The organism is Streptococcus sp. HMSC072D03 (genome assembly GCF_001812855.1).
GTDB lineage: Bacteria > Bacillota > Bacilli > Lactobacillales > Streptococcaceae > Streptococcus > Streptococcus salivarius_D.
Genome location: NZ_KV810679.1, coordinates 18,711 through 42,235 on the forward strand (window position 1 = coordinate 18,711; position 23,525 = coordinate 42,235).

At 40.2% G+C, this 23,525-nt stretch carries 27 protein-coding genes and 1 pseudogene; 2 read left to right on the forward strand and 26 right to left on the reverse strand.

All coding sequences use genetic code 11. From position 1 onward, the window contains the following. Positions 1–461 precede the first annotated feature (461 nt). Together HMPREF2877_RS06940 and HMPREF2877_RS06945 are read left to right on the forward strand one after the other, a co-directional pair. Entirely contained in the window at positions 462–1,241 is a 780-nt protein-coding gene (locus HMPREF2877_RS06940; RefSeq protein ID WP_004182673.1) for a polyphosphate polymerase domain-containing protein, read from the forward strand. Next, a complete protein-coding gene (locus tag HMPREF2877_RS06945) occupies positions 1,234–1,917 on the forward strand; it encodes a DUF4956 domain-containing protein (protein ID WP_004182674.1) in 684 nt (227 codons plus the stop codon). The genes HMPREF2877_RS06940 and HMPREF2877_RS06945 overlap by 8 nt, the downstream gene beginning before the upstream one ends. A gap of 135 nt (positions 1,918–2,052) precedes the next feature. Here the strand turns inward: HMPREF2877_RS06945 and HMPREF2877_RS06950 are convergent, their stop codons facing one another. From HMPREF2877_RS06950 to rfbA, 26 genes and pseudogenes are all read right to left on the reverse strand, one after another. Further along, complete coding sequence (locus HMPREF2877_RS06950) at positions 2,053–2,712, reverse strand: hypothetical protein (protein ID WP_070579374.1); 660 nt, start codon at positions 2,710–2,712, stop codon at positions 2,053–2,055. Beyond that, positions 2,702–2,848 carry a hypothetical protein gene (locus HMPREF2877_RS10980; RefSeq protein ID WP_004182676.1) on the reverse strand — a complete coding sequence of 49 codons (147 nt, stop codon included), beginning with the start codon at positions 2,846–2,848 and terminating at the stop codon, positions 2,702–2,704. Before HMPREF2877_RS10980 ends, HMPREF2877_RS06950 begins: the two co-directional genes overlap by 11 nt. Before the next feature lie 205 nt (positions 2,849–3,053). Then, on the reverse strand, positions 3,054–3,368 hold the full coding sequence (gene hisE / locus HMPREF2877_RS06955; RefSeq protein ID WP_002884043.1) for a phosphoribosyl-ATP diphosphatase: 315 nt from the start codon (positions 3,366–3,368) through the stop codon (positions 3,054–3,056). Positions 3,369–3,376: 8 nt separating this feature from the next. After that, the gene (gene hisI / locus HMPREF2877_RS06960; RefSeq protein ID WP_070579376.1) at positions 3,377–3,715 is read right to left on the reverse strand and encodes a phosphoribosyl-AMP cyclohydrolase; all 339 of its coding nucleotides are present in this window, start codon (positions 3,713–3,715) and stop codon (positions 3,377–3,379) included. Beyond that, entirely contained in the window at positions 3,712–4,470 is a 759-nt protein-coding gene (gene hisF, locus HMPREF2877_RS06965; protein WP_070579379.1) for an imidazole glycerol phosphate synthase subunit HisF, read from the reverse strand. Before hisF ends, hisI begins: the two co-directional genes overlap by 4 nt. 1 nt (position 4,471) lies before the next feature. Next, entirely contained in the window at positions 4,472–5,191 is a 720-nt protein-coding gene (gene hisA / locus HMPREF2877_RS06970) for a 1-(5-phosphoribosyl)-5-[(5-phosphoribosylamino)methylideneamino]imidazole-4-carboxamide isomerase (protein WP_070579382.1), read from the reverse strand. A gap of 48 nt (positions 5,192–5,239) precedes the next feature. Continuing rightward, positions 5,240–5,848 carry an imidazole glycerol phosphate synthase subunit HisH gene (hisH, locus tag HMPREF2877_RS06975; protein WP_002884066.1) on the reverse strand — a complete coding sequence of 203 codons (609 nt, stop codon included), beginning with the start codon at positions 5,846–5,848 and terminating at the stop codon, positions 5,240–5,242. Next, on the reverse strand, positions 5,845–6,429 hold the full coding sequence (gene hisB, locus HMPREF2877_RS06980) for an imidazoleglycerol-phosphate dehydratase HisB (RefSeq protein WP_014633264.1): 585 nt from the start codon (positions 6,427–6,429) through the stop codon (positions 5,845–5,847). The genes hisH and hisB overlap by 4 nt, the downstream gene beginning before the upstream one ends. Before the next feature lie 19 nt (positions 6,430–6,448). Beyond that, positions 6,449–7,732 carry a histidinol dehydrogenase gene (gene hisD, locus HMPREF2877_RS06985; protein WP_004182681.1) on the reverse strand — a complete coding sequence of 428 codons (1,284 nt, stop codon included), beginning with the start codon at positions 7,730–7,732 and terminating at the stop codon, positions 6,449–6,451. Further along, positions 7,729–8,379: an ATP phosphoribosyltransferase gene (gene hisG, locus HMPREF2877_RS06990; RefSeq protein ID WP_002883998.1), complete on the reverse strand. Its 651-nt coding sequence runs from the start codon at positions 8,377–8,379 to the stop codon at positions 7,729–7,731. The genes hisD and hisG overlap by 4 nt, the downstream gene beginning before the upstream one ends. Beyond that, complete coding sequence (locus HMPREF2877_RS06995; protein ID WP_070579385.1) at positions 8,372–9,352, reverse strand: ATP phosphoribosyltransferase regulatory subunit; 981 nt, start codon at positions 9,350–9,352, stop codon at positions 8,372–8,374. Before HMPREF2877_RS06995 ends, hisG begins: the two co-directional genes overlap by 8 nt. Next, complete coding sequence (gene hisC, locus HMPREF2877_RS07000) at positions 9,349–10,401, reverse strand: histidinol-phosphate transaminase (protein ID WP_070579388.1); 1,053 nt, start codon at positions 10,399–10,401, stop codon at positions 9,349–9,351. The genes HMPREF2877_RS06995 and hisC overlap by 4 nt, the downstream gene beginning before the upstream one ends. A 771-nt stretch (positions 10,402–11,172) precedes the next feature. Further along, on the reverse strand, positions 11,173–11,562 hold the full coding sequence (locus HMPREF2877_RS07005; protein ID WP_045772105.1) for a hypothetical protein: 390 nt from the start codon (positions 11,560–11,562) through the stop codon (positions 11,173–11,175). Further along, entirely contained in the window at positions 11,543–12,466 is a 924-nt protein-coding gene (locus HMPREF2877_RS07010; protein ID WP_070579391.1) for a phosphodiester glycosidase family protein, read from the reverse strand. The genes HMPREF2877_RS07005 and HMPREF2877_RS07010 overlap by 20 nt, the downstream gene beginning before the upstream one ends. Positions 12,467–12,621: 155 nt before the next feature. Continuing rightward, positions 12,622–12,978 (reverse strand): annotated as a pseudogene (locus HMPREF2877_RS07015) (peptidylprolyl isomerase); the annotation flags it as partial. An 81-nt stretch (positions 12,979–13,059) separates the two neighbouring features. Next, complete coding sequence (locus HMPREF2877_RS07020; RefSeq protein ID WP_045772107.1) at positions 13,060–14,322, reverse strand: tryglysin-associated MATE efflux transporter WgkD; 1,263 nt, start codon at positions 14,320–14,322, stop codon at positions 13,060–13,062. A gap of 23 nt (positions 14,323–14,345) precedes the next feature. Then, complete coding sequence (locus tag HMPREF2877_RS07025) at positions 14,346–15,080, reverse strand: PHP domain-containing protein (protein ID WP_070579420.1); 735 nt, start codon at positions 15,078–15,080, stop codon at positions 14,346–14,348. An 8-nt stretch (positions 15,081–15,088) separates the two neighbouring features. After that, complete coding sequence (locus HMPREF2877_RS07030; RefSeq protein WP_045772108.1) at positions 15,089–15,733, reverse strand: TIGR01906 family membrane protein; 645 nt, start codon at positions 15,731–15,733, stop codon at positions 15,089–15,091. After that, a complete protein-coding gene (locus HMPREF2877_RS07035) occupies positions 15,723–16,496 on the reverse strand; it encodes a TIGR01457 family HAD-type hydrolase (RefSeq protein WP_070579394.1) in 774 nt (257 codons plus the stop codon). Before HMPREF2877_RS07035 ends, HMPREF2877_RS07030 begins: the two co-directional genes overlap by 11 nt. A 1-nt stretch (position 16,497) precedes the next feature. After that, on the reverse strand, positions 16,498–17,241 hold the full coding sequence (locus tag HMPREF2877_RS07040) for an acyl-ACP thioesterase domain-containing protein (protein WP_045768869.1): 744 nt from the start codon (positions 17,239–17,241) through the stop codon (positions 16,498–16,500). Continuing rightward, positions 17,242–18,378 (reverse strand): radical SAM family heme chaperone HemW, encoded by a 1,137-nt coding sequence (gene hemW / locus HMPREF2877_RS07045; protein WP_070579397.1) that lies wholly within the window; start codon positions 18,376–18,378, stop codon positions 17,242–17,244. It abuts the gene before it with no gap. A gap of 95 nt (positions 18,379–18,473) precedes the next feature. Continuing rightward, entirely contained in the window at positions 18,474–19,214 is a 741-nt protein-coding gene (locus tag HMPREF2877_RS07050; protein ID WP_070579425.1) for a hypothetical protein, read from the reverse strand. Positions 19,215–19,424: 210 nt separating this feature from the next. Further along, on the reverse strand, positions 19,425–20,510 hold the full coding sequence (locus tag HMPREF2877_RS07055) for a hypothetical protein (protein WP_070579400.1): 1,086 nt from the start codon (positions 20,508–20,510) through the stop codon (positions 19,425–19,427). A 64-nt stretch (positions 20,511–20,574) separates the two neighbouring features. Next, positions 20,575–21,621: a dTDP-glucose 4,6-dehydratase gene (gene rfbB, locus HMPREF2877_RS07060; protein ID WP_002884100.1), complete on the reverse strand. Its 1,047-nt coding sequence runs from the start codon at positions 21,619–21,621 to the stop codon at positions 20,575–20,577. Between the two features lie 269 nt (positions 21,622–21,890). Continuing rightward, on the reverse strand, positions 21,891–22,484 hold the full coding sequence (locus tag HMPREF2877_RS07065) for a dTDP-4-dehydrorhamnose 3,5-epimerase family protein (RefSeq protein WP_004182693.1): 594 nt from the start codon (positions 22,482–22,484) through the stop codon (positions 21,891–21,893). Then, on the reverse strand, positions 22,484–23,353 hold the full coding sequence (rfbA, locus tag HMPREF2877_RS07070; RefSeq protein ID WP_002883992.1) for a glucose-1-phosphate thymidylyltransferase RfbA: 870 nt from the start codon (positions 23,351–23,353) through the stop codon (positions 22,484–22,486). Before rfbA ends, HMPREF2877_RS07065 begins: the two co-directional genes overlap by 1 nt. Positions 23,354–23,525: the final 172 nt, after the last annotated feature.

A 23,525-nucleotide genomic window follows, 5' to 3' on the forward strand; every position in this document is an offset into this window, starting at 1 on the left:
GATTACAGTTTACGGGACTTACCTAAAACATTTCTAAAGGATAACTGAAACTTATCTTAAGTTAAGTTTGGTGAAAGTTTGATTTAGGAAAACTTTCAGAAAAGTCCCATAGACTAGTAGGCAAGCAAATGAATACTTTATATAGTAGTACTTTTGCTCTCAATTTAATTTTCTACTAAAAAAAGCCAAATCTTGAAGTGAGGGCTTTGTATCTTATCTAAGTGAACACGCCTACAACTCGTGGGAAAAGATGGGACCTGCTTGGAGTTAAACTCCTTCGACTGTTCCCCCTCTTTTCCTGAGCGTTGCTTTACGGCTTTGTATCTTATCTAATTGAACTCGCCTACAACTCTGGGGAAAAAGATGGGCCCTGCTTGGAGATAAACTCCTGCGGCTGGTCCCCCTATTTTCCTGGGAGTTGCTTTACGGCTTTGTATCTTATCTAAAAAAGGAGTTTTTTCATGGTTAAACAATTGGAAACACGTTTTAAACGTATTGAAACAAAATATGTGGTCTCAAAGAACAATCTTGAAGACCTGCTCACTGATCTTAAGGAGTATTTGGTAGAGGATGATTATCCGACATCTACCATTTCAAATATTTACTTTGATACGGATAATTTTGACGTCATCCAAGATGCCTTAGATGGTAATCACCGTCAAGAGAAAATCCGTATGCGTACCTATCTAGCCAATCCCAAAATTGATAGTAAGGTCTTTTTAGAGGTAAAGGCCAAAGATGATGAAGGAATCGGTCATAAGTTTCGTCTCGTTTCAACACCGCTTGCCATCACTAACTTGATGACAGACGGTAAGAATCATGGTCAAATCACTGACCGCCAGCTATTACAGGATATCCACCACTTACGTCAACGATATGATGAGGGGCTTAAACCTCGTATGTATATCTACTACGACCGTTTTTCTATGAAAGAAAAAGAGACTATCCAAGGCCATACCTACAATAAAGTTCGTGTTACCCTAGATCAAAATCTGACTTACCGTGATGAAGACGTCAGTCTCTTTAAGGGAAATCATGGTTTTCCCCTTCTTGATGAAGATACAATTATCATGGAAATTAAGGCACCTGGGCAAAAGCCAGACTGGCTTCAAGCTATCTTAGACAAACATGGTTTGGAAGAGCAAAAGTTCTCAAAATACAGCTGTGCCTACCATAAATCTCAAGGTCTAGACTACGGACCACGTCCAGCACAAGAAAAAGGAGCTACTGCCTATGTCTAATCTTTTCAATTCTATCTTTAACGATGCTACCGCAACCGCTAGCCCTCTTCAACTCATGCTGGCCTTACTGGTCAGCCTTGTTTTAGGATTGGCTCTAACCTGGACTTATAAATACCGAACCCTCTACACCAGAGAATTTGTCATTAGTTTGACCCTGCTTCCATGTTTGATGACCCTAGTTATCTTCCTTGTCAATGGCAGTTTGGGGACCTCTATCGCCGTGGCAGGGACCTTTAGTCTCATTCGTTTTCGTTCAGCGACTAGTGGTTCCAGAGAGCTAATCGCCGTCTTTATGGCCATGATTATTGGTCTGGCATCTGGGACAGGATATCTCTTACTGGCTGTCCTCTTTACCATTTTCCTTCTAGCTGTTTGGCTTCTTTTGGAAAATCGTCAAAGTCGTACCGACAACCAACGTCGTAGACTCCTGACCATTAACGTCTCCTACCAAGACCTGATTGATCAAAAAATCACTAAAGCCCTGCTCAATTTCACCAGTGAATGCGACTTGATTTCCCTTAATACCACAGGTGGAGGCGAGACCATGCAACTGGTCTACGAAGTGGACTTGAATCCCCAAGTGGACGACTTCCAATTGACTAATCATCTTATCTCAAGTATTGAAAATTGTGACCTTGCCCTAACCAAAAAGGCTAAGAAGAAAAAGAATTTGTAAGACAAAAAGACATCTCCGACTGATTTTCGGAGATGTTTTTACATGTTTTGAGGTTAACATTTTCACTTAGCTGTAGCCTATACTTCTATGCCACCAGTATGGAGTGCGAGATTATCGCAGGAATCAAAGTATCATCTAATCATCGTCATCTTGGACAACCTTACCATCTTGAATGTTAAAGGTATAGCTAATATATCCGGAATTGTCATAGTTAGCAGAATTATCTTTATCAGTTGTGAAAAAATAAAATTCGTACTCTCCGTCTGGTAGCTTGCTAGCATCCAGTTTAGTTGTGGCCTCTTCTAAATCTTTCTTACTAGTATTTTCTGTATCACTTACTCTTATTGACATAGTAACAATATGTTCATCAATCATTGTTTGATAGGGAATTTGATAATAGCCATAAAAATCATGCTTGCCATTTTTACGGTTTTCTTTGGCTATGCGTACTAAATTATCAGAAGCCTCTTGATCTATCAGGGTATTATCTCTGAAGGAGAAATCTTCGATATCAAGTCCTAAAGATTGCTTTTTAAGCTCCTTAAAGAGTTTCTGCTCTTCTTTTTTTACAGATTTTTGTTGTAAGTAGCTTTCCCAGTAATGACCAGGGGTCTTATATTCTTCACCATTAACTGTCCAGTCCAGGTTAAAAGTAATTTGTGAATCTAATGATATGGTTTGATTATCGTAGGTTTCCTCTGAATAGGTATAATCAACATAAATACCATCTGAATCTAGAAACACCTTTTTGATAAGCTTAACTTGGACCTTTCCCTTAAAACCATTATGAGCCAAGATTTTTTGCGTTTTTTCCCCTAGCCTTGAAGTAAGAATTTGGCAGTACAACTTTACAACCAACTAAAAGACTAGAACAGAGGAGGAGAATAGCTAAGCAAGAAAGCTTTAAAATATTAGGAGTATTTTTCTTCATAGGACATCCTTCCTTTCCTCAATGATTTGTATAAATAAGCACACCAAATCCTTCAAATAAAACGAGCTTTCTTCACTCCTATTATAGCATTTTAAAGCGCTTTCTTATGGTGGTTAGAAGGATAAAAGATTAGGATGTATCCAGCAAAAAAGCCTGAATATCACTTCAGGCTTTTCATCTTAGTTCAAATCGATTGATATAATCCTTAATAATCCGTTACTTCTTTTCGGTCATGGACATTGCTTTGTTTGCCTTGACGGGCTTTAAGTACGGCTTCAACGTCTTCAGGGCTGACTCCTGTTTCAACGAGCATGACTGCTAGGTGATAGAGGACGTCTGCTGTCTCGTTGGCAATTTCTTCTTTATCAGCATTTTTAGCTCCGATAACAACTTCTGTTGCTTCTTCGCCAACCTTTTTTAGAATCTTGTCTAGCCCCTTGTCAAAAAGGTAATTGGTATAAGATCCTTCTTTGGGATTTTTTTTACGATCTAAGGCTTCCTTATAAAGTGTTTCTAACATAGCTACTCCTATTTATCTTGATTGTCATCATATATATCCGTAAAGAAACAGCTGTAGGCTCCTGTATGACAGGCTGCTCCTTCTTGTTCCACAGCGATAAGCAAGGTGTCCTGATCACAATCTGTCTTGATGCTTTTGACATGTTGGAAATGACCAGATGTGGCACCTTTATGCCAAAGCTCATTTCTAGAACGGCTCCAGTAATGCATTTGTTTGGTCTCAAGCGTCAACTGATAGGACACCTCATTCATATAGGCCAACATGAGCACCTGCCCGGTCTTGTAGTCTGTCACAATAACTGGTACCAGTCCGCCTTGTTTGTCAAAATCAAGTTTAACCTCTGTCATTGTCTCACCTCGATTCCTGCATCTGCCAAGACTTGTTTGGTTTCGCCTATATTTACCTCACCAAAGTGGAAAATAGAGGCTGCCAGAGCACCCGTCGCTGTTGTCTTCTCAAAGACTTCTACAATATCCTCAATATTTCCTGCACCTCCAGAGGCAATGATCGGAACATCGACGACTTCTGCCACACGATTAAGCATTTCCAAATCAAAACCAGACTTAGTGCCATCCTTGTCCATGCTAGTTAAGAGAATTTCTCCAGCCCCCAAGGCGACGACTTCTTGAGCCCATTGGATAAGGTCCCTACCTGTATCCTTACGGCCGCCCGCAACAAAAACATGCCAACTCCCATCAGCCATCTTTTTGGCATCAATCGCAGCCACTACACACTGATTCCCAAATTTTTGAGCACAATCAGCGATTAGTTGTGGATTGGCAAGGGCTGAGGAATTGACGGCAACCTTGTCAGCACCGGCTTTAAGCATCTTGTTCATGTCTTCAACTGAACGGATACCACCCCCAACCGTGAAAGGAATAAAGACCTGATCGGCAACACGACGCACCATGTCAACCGTTGTTTCACGATTATCTGAGGTCGCTGTGATGTCCAAGAAAACAAGTTCGTCACAACCAGCTTCATAATAGGCACGCGCAGAATCAACAGGGTCTCCAACATCTGTCAGATTCACAAAATTAACCCCCTTGACGACACGGCCATCCTTGACATCCAAACAGGGAATAATACGTTTCTTAAGCATATTAACCTCCGAAAGACTTGAGTTGGTCTAATGTGATGTTGCCGTTATAGTAGGCTTTGCCGACAATGGTTCCTGCCACACCAATCTCTTCTAGGTGATTTAAGTCAGCTACTTCTGCAATCCCACCTGAAGCAATGACTTTGGCGGTTGTGAGTTCAGATACCAAACGTTTGTAGTGATCAAGATTGGGTCCTGTCAGTGTGCCATCTCGATCAACATCAGTATAGACAAAGAGGGTTACGCCCATCTTTTCCATTTCCTTAGCTAAGGTGATGTAGTCCACATTGCTGGTTTCCAACCAACCTTCGGTAGCGACAAACCCTGCCTTGGCATCAATACCTACGACAATTTTATCGGCACCAAATTCCTCTAAAGCTGCTCGAACGAAGTCAGGATTTTTAACGGCCATTGAACCGATAATGATACGGTCGATGCCAACTTCCAAATAGTCACGAATCTGCTCCAAGGTACGGATACCGCCACCAACTTCGATGCCAAGTCCAGAAACCTTCTTGACCTCTGCAATCAAGTCACGGTTAGTGGCACGACCATCTAGGGCACCGTCCAAGTCGACGACATGAATAAATTGAATGCCCGCATCCTTAAAGGTCTTTGCCTGCTCAATAACATCTGGATTGACAACGGTTTGTTGGTTGAAATCTCCTTTAAAGAGACGAACAGCCTGTCCATCCTTAATATCAATTGCTGGTAGAATTTGCATCTCCCCTACCATCCTTTCTAACTAAAAAGTCTTTGCTCTCACTAGCTTCTAGGCTTTACATAACCCTGCAAACTTTTCAAGAATACCTAAGCCAATATCCCCTGATTTTTCGGGATGAAATTGGGCCCCATAAACATTATCTTTATGAATCATGGCTGGCACTTCAATACTATAATCTGCGGTAACATCAATGTATTGGCTAGGGACATCTGTGAAATAACTGTGAACGAAGTAGACAGCTTGTCCATCTAAACCATCTGTCAAAGGGCTGGCTTGCTTAACAGCCAAATCATTCCACCCCATATGTGGGACAGGTTGCTCCTTGCTGGCTGGAATAGGACGGCAGACACCTGGAATAAAGCCAAGACCATCTGTTTCTTCATGTTCCAGTCCTTTTTCTGTTAAAATCTGCATGCCTAAACAAATTCCCAAAAGTGGAACTCCCTGTGCGACAGCCTCTTTGATAACAGCTACCAAACCTCTTCGCTCCAACTCTGCCATAGCCGTTGGATAAGCACCTACACCAGGTAAAATCAAACCATCTGCCGCTAGGATTTTTTCTTTATCGGCAGACAATTCTGCAGTCACACCAATCTTTTCAAGGGCACGCAGAACATTTGCAGTATTCCCCGCATCGTAATCAATGACAATAATCATAGCATCCCCTTTGTCGAGTTTACGCCGTGAATGTCAGGATTGATTGTGATTGCCTCACGCAAGGCACGTCCTGTAGCCTTGAAAAGACTTTCTGACTTGTGGTGATTGTTTTTTCCGTGGAGAATCTTGAGGTGGAGATTCATTTGAACATTGAAAGCCAAGGCTTGGAAAAATTCTTCAACCAGTTCTGTGTCAAAATTACCCAATTTTGGATTATCAAAACTAGCATCAAAGACCAAGAAGCTACGTCCAGACAAGTCTAAACTTGCCATTCCGAGGGTTTCATCCATAGGTACAAAAGCCGTTCCATAACGGTTGATTCCTGCTTTATCGCCCAAGGCCTCTTTAAGAGCTTGACCAAGGACAATACCGACATCTTCAACAGTGTGGTGACTATCAACCCAAAGGTCGCCATCAGCCTTAACCACCAAAGACATACGACCGTGGCGGGCAAACAAGGTCAACATGTGGTCAAAAAATCCGATACCTGTTTGAATGTCTACTGGTTCTTGAGCATCTAAATTGAGGCTTAACTTAATTTTGGTTTCAAAGGTATTACGTTCAATTTCTGCTTGTCTCATAACTTCTTCCTCTACTCTCTCAATTATTGTCGTTTCTGACTTCAATTGCCTTGGCGTGGGCCTGCAAACCTTCCGCATAAGCCAAGGTTGTGATATCATGCTGAGCTTTATTGACTGCTGCCTTGTCGTATTGTGTATATTGGATACGTTTGACAAAATCGTGCACGCCTAAAGCTGATGAAAAGCGACTAGTCGCTGTCGTCGGAAGAACGTGGTTGGCACCTGCATAGTAGTCGCCAATTGGTTCACTAGTAAAGTGACCAAGAAAGACGGAACCAGCATTTTCCACTTTTTCCAAGTAATCATAAGCATTGTCCATAGCAATTTCCAAATGTTCTGGCGCAACCAAGTTCATAAGTTCGAACATGGCATCTGTATCATTGGCAATAATAATACGACCGTTATTTTCGACAGATGGACGAGCAATCGCCTCGCGTGGCAAAAGCTTGAGTTGACGTTCAATCTCACTTTCAACCGCATCAGCCAAGGCTTCAGAATCTGTGACCAAAATGGCGCGTGCGCGTGTATCGTGCTCCGCTTGAGACAAGAGGTCAGCTGCCACATAGGTTGGATTGGCACTACTATCAGCAATGACACCAATTTCTGATGGCCCTGCAATCATATCAATACCGACAATACCGTAAACTTGTTTCTTAGCAGTCGCCACGAAAATATTACCAGGACCTGTAATCTTGTCCACCTTTGGAATCGTTTCTGTACCAAAGGCCAAGGCCGCAACCCCTTGAGCCCCACCGACTTGGTAAATGCTATCCACACCAGCCAATTTTGCAGCTACTAGAATCGCAGGAACAAAGTGTTCTTGAGGCGGCGTAATCATAATAATCTCTTTAACCCCAGCAATTTTAGCAGGAATAACATTCATAAGAACTGATGACGGATAAGCCGCAGTGCCTCCAGGAACATAAACACCCACACGATTGATAGGACGAATCAATTGACCACGAATAACACCCTCACTTGGTTGGTCCTCAAAACCAGTCTCCAACTGATGTTTGTGATAAGATTCAATGTTTTCTTTAGCATTAACTAGGGCTTGGTAAACCTCTGGATCAATCTCTTTAAAGGCTTGATCAATCAAGTCCTGTCCAACTTCAAAATCAGTCAAGTCAACCTTATCAAATTTAGCTGAATAGTCACGAAGGGCCTCGTCTCCACGTTTTTTAACGTCTTCAATAATGGCTTGAACCGTGCTTTCAACGTCTCTATTTTCTTTTGACAGTTCCAATTGCTCCTGATAAAGAAGCTCCGCAATTTCTTTATTTGTTCCAGTTAATCGTTTCATTCGAACGGTACCTCCTCGTTCCCTACAAGTGATTCAATCTTACAAATGAATGGTAGAACTTCCTTGTTATTTTTCAAAGAAGCCTTATTAACAATCATGCGTGCTGAAATCCTGCAAATATCTTCATAAACTTTTAAGCCATTAGCAACAAGGGTATTCCCTGTTTCCACAATATCGACAATGGCATCCGCTAGACCAATGACCGGGGCAATCTCAACACTCCCCTGAATTGAAATAATCTCAACATCCTCACCCTTTTGATTAAAATAGTCCGTCGCAATGGTTGGATACTTGGTGGCGATACGTTTACGCTTATGGTCATCAGGATTATAGTCTTCTGTTGATGCTACGGAGAATTTACAAAGGCCAAAATTAAGGTCTAACATTTCCAAATAGCCTGTCGGATGTTCAACTAGAACATCCTTCCCAACAATCCCAATATCTGCGACACCGTGTCGGACATAGGTGGTCACATCTGGAGCCTTGACCAATAGAAAACGGAAACGTTTGTCAGGACTTTCGAAAATCAAATTACGGCCCTTATCAGCCATGAAGGACATGTCAAAGCCAGCTTTTTCTAGTAATTTAACTGTATCTTTCTCAATTCGCCCCTTGGTTAAGGCAATTGTGATTTGATTGCTAGTCATCTAAGTCACCTCCAAATTCCACATCATCATGCACTGCTTGATAGACCGAATCGACATCAATGGCCCAACCAACCGCTGTTAACTCGGTAGCACCAAAGCGTTCAAATAGTTTATCGTAGCGGCCACCTGATACAAAGGCATCCGGCACCTTATCACCGAAGACCTTAAACATCATGCCTGTGTAGTAAGGCACTGCTGGCAATTGAGCCAAATCAAGCGTCGTCTCTGGGAAACTATCTGATAAGCGATTGGTTAAGACTTCCAAACTATCCAAGGCCGTCAAAAAGGCTTCACTGTCTGTCAACTGTCTAGCCTTGGTCAAAACAGCCTTGGTCTCACCAAAGAGGAAGGGCAACTGTTCCAAGACCTTGTCATATTGACTTGGATTTTCTTTGGTGAATTCCTTGAGGCCTGTGATTGATTTGTCACGGATATAGGCGGCCAACTCTGCTTCTTTTACAGCTGGAAGGTCTAATTCTTCAAAAATGAGTTGCAAGAGACGAGCATGTGAAAACTCAAACTTGTAATTTTTGACACCGGCAGCATCCAGAGCCTCTTTAGCAGATATCACAGCTTCTTCCATGGCCTGGTGAACAGGGAATCCTATGATCTCAATACCAGCTTGCGTATGCTCATTGGATAGGCCACGCATCTCCTCATTGTAGTTAAAGACTTTTCCAGAGTAAGAAAATTTAATGGGTGTATGAACTTGTGTCGAAGCAATCACGCGCCCAATTTGGCTGGTAATATCAGGACGTAGGCTAACAAGATCTCCATTTTTATCAAAGAAATTATAGTTACCATTATCCACAAGATCGCTAAAGACTTCGAAATGCTCCAAGGTTGGTGTCTCAATTCGAAGGAAACCCTTTGTCATCAACAAGTCACAGATACGATGCTCAATCTGATACATGGTACGGGCACGTTTGAAAAGTTTATCGTGCATTCCTAAGGCTAATGTCGTTTTTTTCATGCTTGTAACTCCTGTATTGTCATTAGTACGCGCTCCATCTCATCCTGAGTTCCAATCGAGATGCGTAGTCTGTCGGAAATACGCTCCACTTTTGGAAAATAACGGACATAAATTTTCTTACTTTGGAGATAGTCAAACAATTGGCCTGCAGTCACTCCGTGTGGTTTGACCAAAACAAAATTGGTTTTTGAAGGAAGAACATCAAAGCCAATAGCCTTCAATTCTTGGCTAAACCAGTCACGTGTGGCCATAATCTTAGCGCAGCTATCTTCATAATAATCCCAAGACTTAACGGCTGCAGTCGCCAAGACTTCTGCGATGCTATCCACATTATAGGGATTGACCGAATTCTTGACGGCATTGATTACAGCCATTAGCTTTGGACTTCCGATGCCATAGCCGACACGCAAGCCTGCAAGTGAGGCGTCCTTAGAAAAGGTCCTTGTGATAAACACATTGTCATACTTTTCTAGGAGAGGTAAGGCAGTCTCCCCACCAAAGTTAATATAGGCTTCGTCAATAATCACAACTACTGACTGATTAGCCTTTACGATTTCTTCAATTTGATTGAGAGGTTTATAAATACCTGTTGGCGCATTTGGGTTAGTGAGGACAATCCCACCATTTTCAACCAGATAATCTTGAGTATCAATCTCAAATGAAGAGTTCAAGGACACTTCTCTAAATGGGATGCGATACAAATCTGCCCATACCTTGTAAAAACCATAGGTCAAATCTGGAAACAAGACTTCTTCCTCGCTATTAAAGAAAGCTAGAAAAGCCATTGACAAGATATCGTCTGACCCATTTCCAATAATCACTTGATTGGCAGGAACACCCAACTGTTTAGATAAGGCCTGACGTAAAGCCTCTTGATCCAAAGTCGAATAATTGCGTAACTGATGGGCATCAAAGGATGCTAAAGCTTGATGGACTGCTGGACTTGGTCCATAGGCATTTTCATTAGTATTCAACTTAATGATATTTTTCTCAGCAGGCTGGCTACCTGCCACATAGGGTTCAATCTTTCGTAATCCTTTGATTTCCATAGTTTATCCTTTCTGTTCAACTCCAACCAAGTGTACGTCTAGCTACAAATACTAAAAGCAAGTGTAACAAAAAACGCCCTCGCAAAAACAACTTTTGCAAGGACGTTGGCACGTGGTTCCACCTTAATTCGAACAGGGGTCACCCCCTCTTCCTCATGAAGTCACAAGGTCTCTCTTGTAACTCCTAGTCTCTAACGGAACCACCCGTCGTACACTACTGTCATCCAGAGTTCGCATACGCTCTCAAGAATGTGTCGTCTTTGATCTCATGCGTTCTCAGCTTCCCGCATTCTCTGTGAAACGATCTGACTTTTTCTATCAACGATTTCGATTTTAATTTATTTTACCTGAAAATTCAGAACAAAGCAAGTCTTTTTTGTATATTTTTATAAAAAGTTGAAAATCATGTATATTTAATAGCAGAAACAAGCCTTTTAAGACTTTTCTTAGGTGATGACGGACGCGGGTGAAATGATTCGGTGGATAATTCTAGCTATCCAAGAAATTCCATGACTAAGTTTTGACCTCATATCTCAAAAGTTCCTCGCACCGGAAATACGATAGATTCAGGCACTTCCATCACTATAGACAGTCTCGTTCTATCTAAATTCCTACCACAAAAAAAATCATGCTCAGTTTATTTTTTATGAAAATTTCTTTAGGCAAATTCCCAGTTTTAAATAATTTCTTCCTATTATGGTTTGTATATTTATCCTAAATATTTTTTCAAAGCAAGACAAAAAGCCTGAAGCACAGCTCCAAGCTTTTATTTTATGCCAATTTTCTAGGTCTGATAAATCCTGCCATAATACTCAAACAAAGCAGCCCTGCAGCAACATACCAATAAGGCATATCCACGCTAGTCGTACGACCTGAAACCTCAACGATTCCCTTAACCAGACAGGCACTAGCAACAACTGCAATAGACGAATTAAAGAGAAGTTTTGAAAGACGTGTTTTCACCCAAGACATTCCCACTCCTGTTAGCAGATAGATAAGTGCTCCAGCCAATGGGGCAAAAAACATCATACGCATAAACATGGACGATTCCCCATAAGAAAAGCGTTCATAGACAAAGGTAAATAGAAGGCTGAAAATAGTTAAAGCAATGTAAGTGAAAAAGTGTTTGCTGGCTGATTTTTTAGTAACCGATGTAAACAATATCGCTCACCGCCCTTTCTGAAATTTTGTTTCCGTTTGTGGTTGGCTTATTAATGACTTGACCATTGAAGTACATAGTAGATGAGCCACCACCGTCAAGGTTATAGGCTGTCGTCACACCATATGATTTCATCAACTCTGCCATTTCATAGAGGGTCAACCCTGACGATTCACTGGTACGACCATCAGAGACAATGACAATATAGTGCACAGTACCATCACTCTCTTCGATGACTCCGATGGCTGTACGTGGATTGTCAGCCATGGCTTGACCAACCTCTTCATTTTCCGATACAGCTATCTTGCCATTTTCAACTAAGGTTGGACCAAAGGCAAAGGTATTCACCACACCTGAATCGACCAATTTTTGAGCTGTTGTATCGCTCTCCTTAAAGGTCTTGAAGCTACCATCTGAGTATACTGCAAGGTCCTCGTAGTCACTGTTTCGATCAGTATCACGATAGACTTGACCATTTTTAATCACATAGCCCGACTGATTAGCTCCATAATAGTCACCATTGATGGCAAAGATGACATTATTCTGCTGGGCAATACTTGAAGTAGTGTCGGTGATGTTGGTCCCATAGGTATTTTGTGCCAAAGCCGTTTTAAGGTAATCTGCACTTGAAAGCTGGATATCAGCCACATAGTAAGTGGTATCACTGGTTTTACCTGTCGTGATTTTGATATCCATATTGTCATCTTTATAAGTCGTATCCGTCTTAGTCACCTTACCAGTGCTGGTAGATGCCGTCGATGAAGCTGTGGTTGAACTAGTCGTATTGGCTGAAACCGTTGAGACCGCTGAGGGAATGACAAAGACCTTTAAGAGAGAGTAGACATTTGCCCCCATCAGAAAAAGGGTAAAAACTAAGGCATAGGCATGCCTTTTGAGAAATTTCATAGAAGACCTCCAATTTTGAAAGATAAGATTGAAACCATAAGTTCCTTTTACTTGACATTAGCATAACAAGAAAAGCTTAAAATCTTCTATAATTCCTACAACTACGCCTTTTCTTTAAGTTTTCCTTAAGAAAAAAAGCAGAAGAGTAACTCCTGCTAGTTGGTCTCACTTGTATTAGTGCCTTGAATCTTTGGAATGCTTGAGTTAACTCCATCAGAAGTTTCTTTTAACTCCTCTAACTTCCTATTCTAAATAGTTACCTGATTGACAAGGAGTTTATCTGACATTTTGGCATATGAGAGTTTAAGAGAGGTCGTTTCTGTCTGTGTACTTTTCTGAGCCTTATCGCTGACATCAGACACATAAACAACTTGATAAGTAACCTCTGCCAGAACTTCATTGTCTTCTGTATTGACATAGATTTGAGCAGATTCGAAGCGATAATCCAACATATAATCCTTATAGACTTGGTTGATCGATTCTTCTTGACGAGCAACTTCTTCCTTATAAGATAACACCATCATAACAAAATGGACTTGGAAAAGTTATCACAAAAAAAGATTTAGCATAATTTAAAACTAAATCTCTTTCTTTTATATAATTTTTTCTGAAGAAGCATGTCGTAAAAATATCAGGGACAAAACAAATAAATTCAACCCATATATGAAATATAACGACCAATAGGTTTGAACGTTTAAGAATTGTAGTATGGTTAGAATCATAACACTAGCAAGATTTATTAAAATAGATGTATGCAAAACAAATTTTTCATTTCCAAAGCTTTGTAGTAACATTTTAGAACTTTCGTAAATAGGAGATAGCCCCATAGCTAAAAATGTATACAAAGTAATAGGTACAATATTTGTTGTGATTTCATCAGAAAGAAAGTGAGATAGAATATTTGATGATAACACAACAGGACAAGCAAGTAACATACTAGCAATATATGAATTTTTAAATATAGTTTTCAAAAATTCTTTGACATGTCCCATTTTCTCTGCTTCCGGCAAATAGACGGAAACTGTTGTCGAATATACAAAAGAAGGGACACGAATAATTGAAAGTAGCTGACTAATAACAGCATAAATCGTAAGTATCTCCAAACCCAGTCTTGCCATAAATGCATCAAACACTATAATAAATAACACACTTTCTAGAACCTCTTGACCAACTAATGGGATACCAAATTTTACTAACTCTAATTTCGTTGTAGACTTCACAAATAGAGACTTCCAAATCATTGGATAAACCATGTATAAATAGCTACAAGAAACAAAACACAAAGATATAATCGTTGATATAGCAGCTCCTCTAATTCCTAATAGTGGTACCAATACATAGTTCAATAATACATCTAATACTGAGCTTGCCAATCCGATCCACATAATTGGTCTTGTTTCCTTTTGAACTCTCAATAGATTAGTAAGTGAAAAATTTAATAGTGTCAAAATTATATAGGGGGACGTAATAACTAAATAATTTGTTGCTAATGCTAATAAGCTACCTCTAAATCCATAAAGTCCACTCAACATAGTTTCTCCGTAAAAAATTACAAAAAAAGCAAATGCTGTTCCAATAATCAAATTTATGATTAAATTTGATTTCAACAAATCGTTAAACCTGCTGTATTGTCGATTAGAATAAGCCTTAGAACTTTTAATATTAAAAGACAGACTAAAGGCCCCTAAAAGACCACCAAAAGCAAATAGCATATTCTGAATAATAGATATTCCCGATAAAATTATTGATGAGTTATTCACAGCAAAATGTAAAGCCAGCTGTCCAATAATAATTTGACCAATGTTAGTCAAAACTAGTGGCCCTGCAAATCTGTTCACTTCTTTTGAATCTATCATTATTGCTCCCTAAGCTGTCTACGCTAGATAATCATATCATCTGTAATATCAAATTCTCTCAAGAGCTCCTGAATCTTATCAAAGTTCAGACGGAAATGCTCCAACTTATGACCATCAGACCCAATAGAATACTTGCGACATCCCAAATCCTTAACAAGGCCTAAGGCATAACGGTAGAGGTCTTCGTGATGATAGAGATACATACTCTTTGCATTCAGCTCAAAAGCCAAATCATTAGCAATCATTTTCTGGAAAATACGTTTGAGTTGTTTTTCATAAGCTTTTAGCTCATCAACAGTCACGTCAAACAGTCGGAAACCATAGTCAAAGTGGGCCAAAACATCTGCGTCCACACGACCAATAGCGTACTCCAACTTGTCCAGATACTCTTGAATAATGCTTGCCTTGTCCATATCAGCCACCTCATCATCAAGATAATCATTGACCCCATTATGGTGAACAGATAAAAGTTTGAGATCATAGTCCTTACCATCCAGAAAGTCTAAAATATCCCTTTCCCTAGGCTGATAATAACCAATCTCGATACCCCGTTTAATACGATTGCCATACTTACGATTAAGACTTTCAATCTCACGACTATAGGCCTCATACTCGGGCACATCATCCTGTTTGGTATAAGGATTAGAGAGATCATAATGTTCGGTCGTTACAATCTCCCCATCAAAATGTGTCAAATAGTCAGTAAAGTTCGCATCCGAATCATAGGAATGATGGGTATGCAAATGGTTATCACGAATAGACATAACTACTCCTTATTTTTCAAATACATTTTAAGCTGCTTACGGGCCAACCAGGTCAGACTCACCATGATTCCCTCATAAATAATAAAGAAAATCACAAAGCACTGAAGAAAGTACTCTTCTGGCAAAACATTGATAATCGGGTCCAACATTGGATTAAAGAGCCAACTGCTATCCCCAGGAAAGAGGGCTTCATGAAAGAGCGTAAAAAACTCATCAAATCCGAGAAAAAGCCCTACAACCCCAATAAGGACCGGCAAGAGTGCTAGACTCATATAAAGTTTAACGTAAAGACCAAAGGTCCCTTTCTTCACATTACACCAAAGAGAGGTTACTGCTGGATAAGCTAGTACAATAACAAGCCCCTGTACCAAATGAAAGAGCCACTTTACATCATGGAAATGCTTAAGCCCACTCTCCGACGATGGAAAATCAGGCATGGACAGATGACCAACCCAAGGAAAGGTCAGGTACTTCATGAGGATATTGAAATTATGCCAGAGCTCTGTCTTGCCAAGAATGACATAGTCCAAAAGATGCATCCAATCAATATCAAAATAATAAAAGCCCCATGCCAGATAAATCGTCACTAGGATAGACAGGGCCAAGAGCCAAATCGGAGTCAGAATAGCCTCAATCTTAGTTCGCATCAAAATCCCACTCCGCTAAACTAGAAAGCACATGGTCTGGTTTTACTGGTAAATTCGCAACCTCTTCTGCCTTGGTAAATCCAGTTGTCACAAGAAGTGTTGGAAAGTCATTTTTAATGCCAGCTGTAATATCAGTCAAGTAATTGTCACCAACTACGATAGTTTGGCTACGTTCTGTCCCAAGGATTTCAAGAGCCTTGTTCATGATAATAGCTTTAGGCTTACCAATAATGATTGGTTTCACACGGGTAGCCGCCTCGATAAGAGCTAAGAGGGAACCGGCACCTGGAAGAAGGCCGCGTTCTGTTGGGATATTCAAATCTGGGTTTGTCCCAATAAACATAGCTCCTTTATGGATGGCAAGCGTTGCTTTAACCAACATTTCATAAGTGACTTCACGGTCCAAGCCCACCACAACATAGGCAGGATTTTCTTCGTCTACCGTATAACCTGCATCCGCAATAGCAGATTTAAGCCCAGTCTCACCGATAACATAAACCGTCTTGCCACGATTCATATCGTTCATGTAGTCAACTGTCGCCAAAGTAGCTGTGTAAATGGTCTCAAGAGGTGTTTCCAATTCACACTGATTACGCAAAAGCTCTTGCACCATCTCTGGTGTACGCATACTATTATTAGTCACAAAAAGATAGGGAATCTGACGCTTCTGTAACTCCTTAACGAAGGCTTCTCCCTCAGGAATACGGTCCTTCCCCTTGTAAATGGTTCCATCTAAATCAATCAAATAACCTTTATATGTCATCTTACTCGTCTCCTATTTCTTTCCATTGGATAATGGCCTGAGCATGAATATTGCCATCAACACAAATCTGATGTTGACTGCTCAAACTTTCTTGGTCAAACTCATAGCCTGAATAAATCTCTGATCCATGATGAATTTCCTTAACATACTTGAGGTCAATATGGGCTGGTGTGTACTTGATCAAAAAATCCAAATCGAAAACATCAAACATCCACTCCAAGTACTTGCTATTATTAACGTGGCCATTCATGTCTAGGTCAAAATAACGCACACGATATAAAGTCTCAATTGGATTTTCCAAAGCATTATAGCGAGGTCCTCTAAGCAACTTTTTAGTCTTATCAGCTCCATAAGGTGCTACCACCTCATCTGGTACTTCTGCTACCTTACGCGTTTCATAATCCATGAGAGCAAAGGTAGTCTTAAAGAGCATAATTTGCTGACCAGTTTCATCTGTGATGTAAAAATTACGGTAACAGAAAATCTTATTATAGGAAATAGCTTCCGTTGTAATGGTCACCTTTTCATTGTAGCGAGGCAGACGGTCAATCTCAATCGCATAGTCTGTCACAATCCAAACCAGACCGTACTTATCAAAAACGTCCTTATCCGTATTTCCCAGAGATTCTGACTGCATACCAGATACTTGCAATGAAAACGCCAATAAGTGCGGTAATTTCACCTGATGCGTGATATCCGTCTCATAAAACGGAATCTGATAAGAAATACTAAATTTTAATCCCATCTAATCCTCCAAGATAAATTGCTCAGCGACACTATCACCCAAAAAGAGTCCTCGTTTGGTCATACGAACCACCTCTGGATCCTTGACCAAGAGCCCATCTTCCTGTAGTTTTTTCACAATGTCTCCATAAGTATCCGCGAATGACAAGCCAAACTTCTCTTCAAAACGTTTGATGGACACTCCCGACTTTTTACGCAAGCCAAGGAAGAACTCCTCTTCCATCATCTCCGCCTTAGTCAGATGCTCCTCGTGAAGTCTAGCATGACCATCCTCAGCTATAGCCTTTAGATAATGCTGGATAGGCCCTCTATTGCGATAACGAACACCATTGACATAACCAGAGGCTCCAGCACCCACACCATAATACTCATCATTATTCCAATACATGAGATTATGTCGACTCTCCATCCCAGGTTTGGTAAAGTTTGAAATCTCGTAGTGCTCAAAACCATTGTCTTCCAACTCTTTGATAATATAGTCAAACATCTCTGCTTCCAAGTCCTCAGTCGGAAGATTGAGCTTACCCCGACGCATCTTATTCATAAAGACCGTATGATGTTCCAATATCAAACTATAGAGACTTAGGTGTGGAATATCCAGTTCCAGTGCCTTTCTCACATTTTCCTTGACCTGATCCATAGTTTGACCAGGTAGTGCATAAATAAGGTCAATGGAAATATTATGAAAACCAGCAGCCTTTAAGCTATCAATACTTTCATAAATCTGTGCTTGATTGTGACTGCGACCAATTTGACGCAAGTGCTTGTCATCAAAGGTCTGAACCCCTAAAGATACGCGATTTACAGCTGATTTTTTGAGCACCTCAATCTTATCAACCGTCAAATCCCCAGGATTGGCCTCAATGGTAAACTCCTCCAACTTAGACAAATCCAAATTTTTCTGAAGATTGCTTAAAAGGTAGTCCAATTGCTCCGCAGAAATAGCTGTCGGTGTCCCACCACCAATATAAAGGGTGCGAAGCTCCTTGATATCTAAAAGCTCCCACTCACGAATCAAAGCCCGTAGGTAGTCATCAACGGGCTGATTTTTAATAAAGACCTTGGAAAAGTCACAATAATAACAAATTTGTGTGCAAAATGGAATGTGCACATAGGCTGACGTTGGTTTTGTTTGCATGTAACTATTCTACCATTTTTTAAACAGAAATGAGACCTCGAATGATAAGAGTTTGAGCCAAAAAAGAAGCCATCTCTCCAGATAGCTTCTATTCTTTATTTTGTTAATGAGAATGGGAAAGCATTATAGTTGCTATAATCAAAGGTTGGTCCCAAGTCAGAGATGAATTGAACTGGCGTGTAAGTTCCATTTTCAAGAATAAAGCCAGGCTTAGCTTGAAAACCAGCTCCCCCTATTCCTGTAATACCAGGAAGCAAGGTAGAAAAATCGCCACCCTCCCAAACGTAGAGATTTCCAGAAATTTGAACAGCTTTTGCAGTTGTAGAGCTTTGACGATAGGGTTCGTAATCGACATTGAAATTTGCCTTTGAAGTGATGTTGCCATCAGCATCAACTGTAAAACTAATGTCCGTTGCTTGAGGACTTGTACCAGTCCAAGTTCCAACCAAAGCTGCTGGGACAGGAGCGTCACTTTGGGTATCAGCTGTTGCTTGACTAGACTTGTTTGACTCAGAAGCAACACTACCATTTGTCCCTGCTTGAGCATCATTTCCAGCTGAGGCTTGATTTTTTGAAGAGCTAGCTCCAGGAGCACTCGCTTCTTCTTGACCTTGAGAATCCTTTGAAGATGAAGCTTCTGTCTTTGACTTTTTAGCAGACTTCTTCTCAGATGTTTTTGTTTTAGCAGATGACTTCATTACTTTAGAAGTTGACGTTGTAGATGATGCTGTAGTGTCTTTTTCTGACTTAGAGCCACATCCGACAAGTGCTGTAGAAACAGCTACAGATAACAAAACAAGGGAACAAACACGGATAACTTTACTTTTCATTTTCATTTTCATAAACCTCTTTTCTATATTTCTATTATATCTATTTTGTTACAAAAATAAAGTATATTGCGTAACTTTTGTAACATTTATGTAATTTATTGTATCGTTTTCATAAGTTAATGTCGTATTTACAAGTAAAAAAAGTCCATCACTCCTAGAGGAATGATAGACTTTGGGATATTATTAACCACTTTTTATCTGCTAGAGGTATCGTGATTAATCTTTGTCTTGTCTTTCGATATAACCTGAATAGAGATCTCCATAGCTATCCTCTAAGATAACAATGCGCTTGCCACCATCTACAACTGCAAAATAGTAGGAACTTCTCTCATCGTGGTAGATATCATTAACACTCTTAGCCTGATAACCATGTGACTTAAGAGACTTCTGTATTTTATCAAATTCTTTCTGCACCTTATCATTATCTACTTTACCTGATTTGTTCACCAGATATTCTCTTAAAGGTTTAGCAATTAAGATATCTGTATCATCGGAATCTGTAGAAATAACACCATTTTCAGAGATAGTAGCTTTTCCTTCGGCGTCATCATCCTCATCAAATTTCTTCCAGTTACCAACAAAGGCTTTTGGAACCTCCGCCTTATAAAAAAGACATCTCTTTTTAAATTCTTTAGTGTTTGATCCGTGGGAAAATACTTCTGATAAGCCTATGTCTAAAATGACATTTGTTCCATCCTTCTGAACCAGATTATAGTAGCCATATCGTTCAGTCTTAACCAGTATGACCTCTTTTGTATGAAATTGGTACTTCTTGTCAAAATCAGCAATAAATTTTAGTTTTGAATCACTTACCGCCTTTATGCTTCTTTCAAACTCTTGTCGAACCTTCTTACCGAGAGCAACTTCTTTAATATTATCTTCCGTATAGCCAGTAAAAAGTTTTGAATTCTTTTCTTTTAAATCATAAACAAGCCCGTCATTATTACCATTTACCCACAAGCCACCCAAGTTTGTTCCTTTGGAAGAAAACAAAAAGAGGCCAAGACTTGTTGCTACAACAAGAAATAAAGCAATCCCAAGACCAAGAAAAGTCTTCTTGCCAAACTTTTTCTTCTTAACAAAGACAATTTGTTGTGAATAAGCTGGGTTGACCATTTGACCAGTCATTTGATTTGGAAAAGGCATGGCTCCTTCAGTCACGGAATTTCCATTGTTGGAAAAAGTAGCTTGTTTTCCTTCCATAACAAATTCACCATTTAGAAGGGCCTGCTGACACTCCTGAATAGTGGGTTTACGATTATTAATCGCTTCAAAATATTCAATCCATTCTTTTCTATTCATCATCTCTCCTAAGATTTCTTAATAGAAAAATCTATCACTAGCTTGGAAGTGATAGATTTTCCAATTATTTAAGCACTTCTTGTGTCTTAGCGTAGTTAGCTTCAACAGCTTCTTTTTCGGCTTTCCACCAGTCTTGGTGATCTGTGTACCACTTGATTGTTTCTTCCAAACCTGATTCAAAGTTTGTAAATTGTGGCTCCCAACCGAGTTCTTCACGCAATTTTGTTGAGTCAATAGCGTAACGCAAATCATGACCAGCACGGTCTGTGACACGGTCGTAAGCATCTTTTGGTTGCCCCATTTTTTCAAGGATGAGTTCAAGAACTTCCTTGTTATTCTTTTCACCATCGGCACCAATCAAGTAAGTTTCACCGATACGGCCTTTAGTGAGGATAGCCCAAACACCAGTTGAGTGGTCGTTAGTGTGAATCCAGTCACGGACGTTTTTACCTTCACCATAAAGTTTTGGTTTAATTCCTGACAAGATGTTGGTGATTTGACGTGGAATGAATTTTTCGATGTGTTGGTAAGGTCCATAGTTGTTTGAGCAGTTTGAAATAGTTGCTTTAACACCAAATGAACGCACCCATGCTTTAACGATAAGGTCTGAAGCAGCCTTAGTTGATGAGTATGGTGATGAAGGGTTGTACTTTGTTTCTGCTGTGAATTTTTCACCAGGACCTTCACCGTGTCCAGGAAGATCTTCACGCAATGGAAGGTCACCATAAACTTCGTCTGTTGACACGTGGTGGAAACGAATATCGTATTTACGAGCAGCCTCCAAGAGTGTGTAAGTACCAATGAAGTTTGTGTGGATAAATGGTGATGGGTCGTTCAATGAATTATCATTGTGGCTTTCAGCCGCATAGTGAACGATAGCATCAGCCTTAGCAGCCAATTTATCAACCAATTCAGCATCAGCAATATCACCAACAACCAATTCAACACGGTCACCAAGGATTTCTTCAATATTGGCACGGTTACCAGCGTAAGTGAGTTTGTCAAGGACAGTCACATGTACGTCTGGATGGTTGTTGTAGACATAGTGTACGAAGTTTGAACCGATGAAACCTGCGCCACCAGTTACGATGATATTTTTATATTCAGTCATTTTTTCTCCAAAAAATATTATTTTTCTTAATCGTTCCTTAAATCAATCTTTTTTAGCTTTCCTTAGGTGAGTACGGACGTCAGCGAACTTCGAAGAAGTTCCATGACTAAGTTTTGAGCCTGATGTCTCAAAACTTCCGAGCACCTGAAACACAATGATTCAGGTGCTTTTCTCACGGCGGAAAGCTAATCATATAGCTCGCTTCGCTCGTTTATAACAAAGCTAAAAACTATATAATGATTTTCTTAATTGTTTCAAGAGCTATATTTTTACAAATCCTCTGGTTTGAGGGGGGTAACGTCTTTGAGCAATGGGTGATTTTTATCTGCTTCTGAGACTTCTGCTTCTTCCAAGTTTTCCCACTTGATATCAAGGCTTGGGTCAGCATAGTTGACAAAGGCATATTTAGGTTTAAGTTCAAGTGCCCAGTAATCGTTTACGAGATAGCTGTATGATACTTTGTCAGACAGAACTTGGAAACCATTGGCAACACCACGAGGAACAAAGATTCCTTTTGAGGCATCAATAACAGTTTGATAAGTATTCCCAAACGTTTCGCCTTCACGGAGGTCAACCCAAGTTCCAAGAACCTTTCCTTCATCTGCCACTGAGATGTATTTATCCCAAGGCTCGGCGTGCAAGCCACGCAAAACATTTTTACGTGAGAAAGAAACGTTATTTTGCAATTTTCCTTCTGCAAAGAATGATTCTGGAAAACCAAGTGGCAACATCTTTTCCTTTTGGAAGTTTTCCTTGAACCATCCACGGTTATCTCCATGAACAGGAATATCAAATTCAAGCAGACCTGGGATGGCATCAATCTTGCGTGCAGCTAATTCTTTACCAAAAAATTGTTCAGTCATTATGCTTCTCCAATCAAACGGAGCAAATATTGTCCGTATTCATTTTTCTTAAGTGGTTGTGCCAATTCAAGAACCTGTTCTTTAGTGATATAACCCATGCGATAGGCAATCTCTTCAAGGTTAGCTACTTGGACATTCTGCAAACGTTGAACTGTTTCGATGTACTGAGCAGCCTGCAAGAGACTTTCGTGAGTGCCTGTATCCAACCAAGCAAAGCCACGTCCCATAAGCTCAACAGAGAGGTCTCCACGTTCTAGGTAAGCCTTGTTAACATCCGTGATTTCAAGTTCGCCACGAGGGCTTGGCTTGATGTTTTTAGCAATTTCCACAACATCATTGTCATAGAAATAAAGACCAGTTACAGCAAAGTTTGATTTTGGATGCTCAGGTTTTTCCTCGATAGAGATGGCATTCATATTGTCGTCAAACTCAACAACTCCAAAACGTTCTGGGTCCTTAACTTGATAACCAAAGACTGTGGCACCTTTTTCCTTAGCTTCAGCACGTTGAAGCATGGCAGAAAGACCATTGCCATGGAAAATGTTATCCCCGAGGACAAGTGCAACACTATCGTCACCAATGAAGTCTTCACCAATGATAAAGGCTTGAGCCAATCCATCTGGGCTTGGTTGTACTGCGTAAGAAAGTGAAATACCGAACTCAGAACCATCACCAAGAAGCTCTTCAAAACGTGGAAGGTCCTGTGGCGTTGAGATGATGAGAATTTCCTTAATACCAGCCAACATAAGCGTTGAGAGTGGATAGTAAATCATTGGTTTATCGTAAATCGGCATCAGTTGTTTTGATGCAGCACGTGTCAATGGATACAAACGTGTCCCTGAACCACCTGCAAGAATAATACCTTTCATAAGAAGGCTCCTTTTTTCTCTAATATATTATCTATATTTTAGCATTTTTCAGCCCTCTTGTCACGGTAAACCCTATGTTCTTAAGCTTTCATTAAGAAAATCACAAGTGCCCATTTTCTTAATCCAATCTAAAAAAGGATTTCGATTGAAACCCCTTTAGATTGAGGATAAT

Coding starts and splice junctions, on each gene's coding strand:
- HMPREF2877_RS07030 (WP_045772108.1), bottom strand. CDS start 15,733: ATGCGAACTAAGATTGAGGCTATTCTGACTCCGATTTGGCTCTTGGCC.
- HMPREF2877_RS06945 (WP_004182674.1), top strand. CDS start 1,234: ATGTCTAATCTTTTCAATTCTATCTTTAACGATGCTACCGCAACCGCT.
- HMPREF2877_RS06995 (WP_070579385.1), bottom strand. CDS start 9,352: ATGAAAAAAACGACATTAGCCTTAGGAATGCACGATAAACTTTTCAAA.
- HMPREF2877_RS07055 (WP_070579400.1), bottom strand. CDS start 20,510: ATGAATAGAAAAGAATGGATTGAATATTTTGAAGCGATTAATAATCGT.
- HMPREF2877_RS07020 (WP_045772107.1), bottom strand. CDS start 14,322: ATGATAGATTCAAAAGAAGTGAACAGATTTGCAGGGCCACTAGTTTTG.
- HMPREF2877_RS10980 (WP_004182676.1), bottom strand. CDS start 2,848: ATGAAGAAAAATACTCCTAATATTTTAAAGCTTTCTTGCTTAGCTATT.
- HMPREF2877_RS06940 (WP_004182673.1), top strand. CDS start 462: ATGGTTAAACAATTGGAAACACGTTTTAAACGTATTGAAACAAAATAT.
- HMPREF2877_RS07040 (WP_045768869.1), bottom strand. CDS start 17,241: ATGGGATTAAAATTTAGTATTTCTTATCAGATTCCGTTTTATGAGACG.
- hisG (WP_002883998.1), bottom strand. CDS start 8,379: ATGACTAGCAATCAAATCACAATTGCCTTAACCAAGGGGCGAATTGAG.
- HMPREF2877_RS07035 (WP_070579394.1), bottom strand. CDS start 16,496: ATGACATATAAAGGTTATTTGATTGATTTAGATGGAACCATTTACAAG.
- HMPREF2877_RS07010 (WP_070579391.1), bottom strand. CDS start 12,466: ATGAAATTTCTCAAAAGGCATGCCTATGCCTTAGTTTTTACCCTTTTT.
- hisC (WP_070579388.1), bottom strand. CDS start 10,401: ATGGAAATCAAAGGATTACGAAAGATTGAACCCTATGTGGCAGGTAGC.
- hisF (WP_070579379.1), bottom strand. CDS start 4,470: ATGCTTAAGAAACGTATTATTCCCTGTTTGGATGTCAAGGATGGCCGT.
- HMPREF2877_RS07050 (WP_070579425.1), bottom strand. CDS start 19,214: ATGAAAATGAAAAGTAAAGTTATCCGTGTTTGTTCCCTTGTTTTGTTA.
- hisA (WP_070579382.1), bottom strand. CDS start 5,191: ATGCAAATTCTACCAGCAATTGATATTAAGGATGGACAGGCTGTTCGT.
- rfbB (WP_002884100.1), bottom strand. CDS start 21,621: ATGACTGAATATAAAAATATCATCGTAACTGGTGGCGCAGGTTTCATC.
- HMPREF2877_RS07065 (WP_004182693.1), bottom strand. CDS start 22,484: ATGACTGAACAATTTTTTGGTAAAGAATTAGCTGCACGCAAGATTGAT.
- hisD (WP_004182681.1), bottom strand. CDS start 7,732: ATGAAACGATTAACTGGAACAAATAAAGAAATTGCGGAGCTTCTTTAT.
- hemW (WP_070579397.1), bottom strand. CDS start 18,378: ATGCAAACAAAACCAACGTCAGCCTATGTGCACATTCCATTTTGCACA.
- rfbA (WP_002883992.1), bottom strand. CDS start 23,353: ATGAAAGGTATTATTCTTGCAGGTGGTTCAGGGACACGTTTGTATCCA.
- hisE (WP_002884043.1), bottom strand. CDS start 3,368: ATGTTAGAAACACTTTATAAGGAAGCCTTAGATCGTAAAAAAAATCCC.
- hisI (WP_070579376.1), bottom strand. CDS start 3,715: ATGACAGAGGTTAAACTTGATTTTGACAAACAAGGCGGACTGGTACCA.
- hisH (WP_002884066.1), bottom strand. CDS start 5,848: ATGATTATTGTCATTGATTACGATGCGGGGAATACTGCAAATGTTCTG.
- hisB (WP_014633264.1), bottom strand. CDS start 6,429: ATGAGACAAGCAGAAATTGAACGTAATACCTTTGAAACCAAAATTAAG.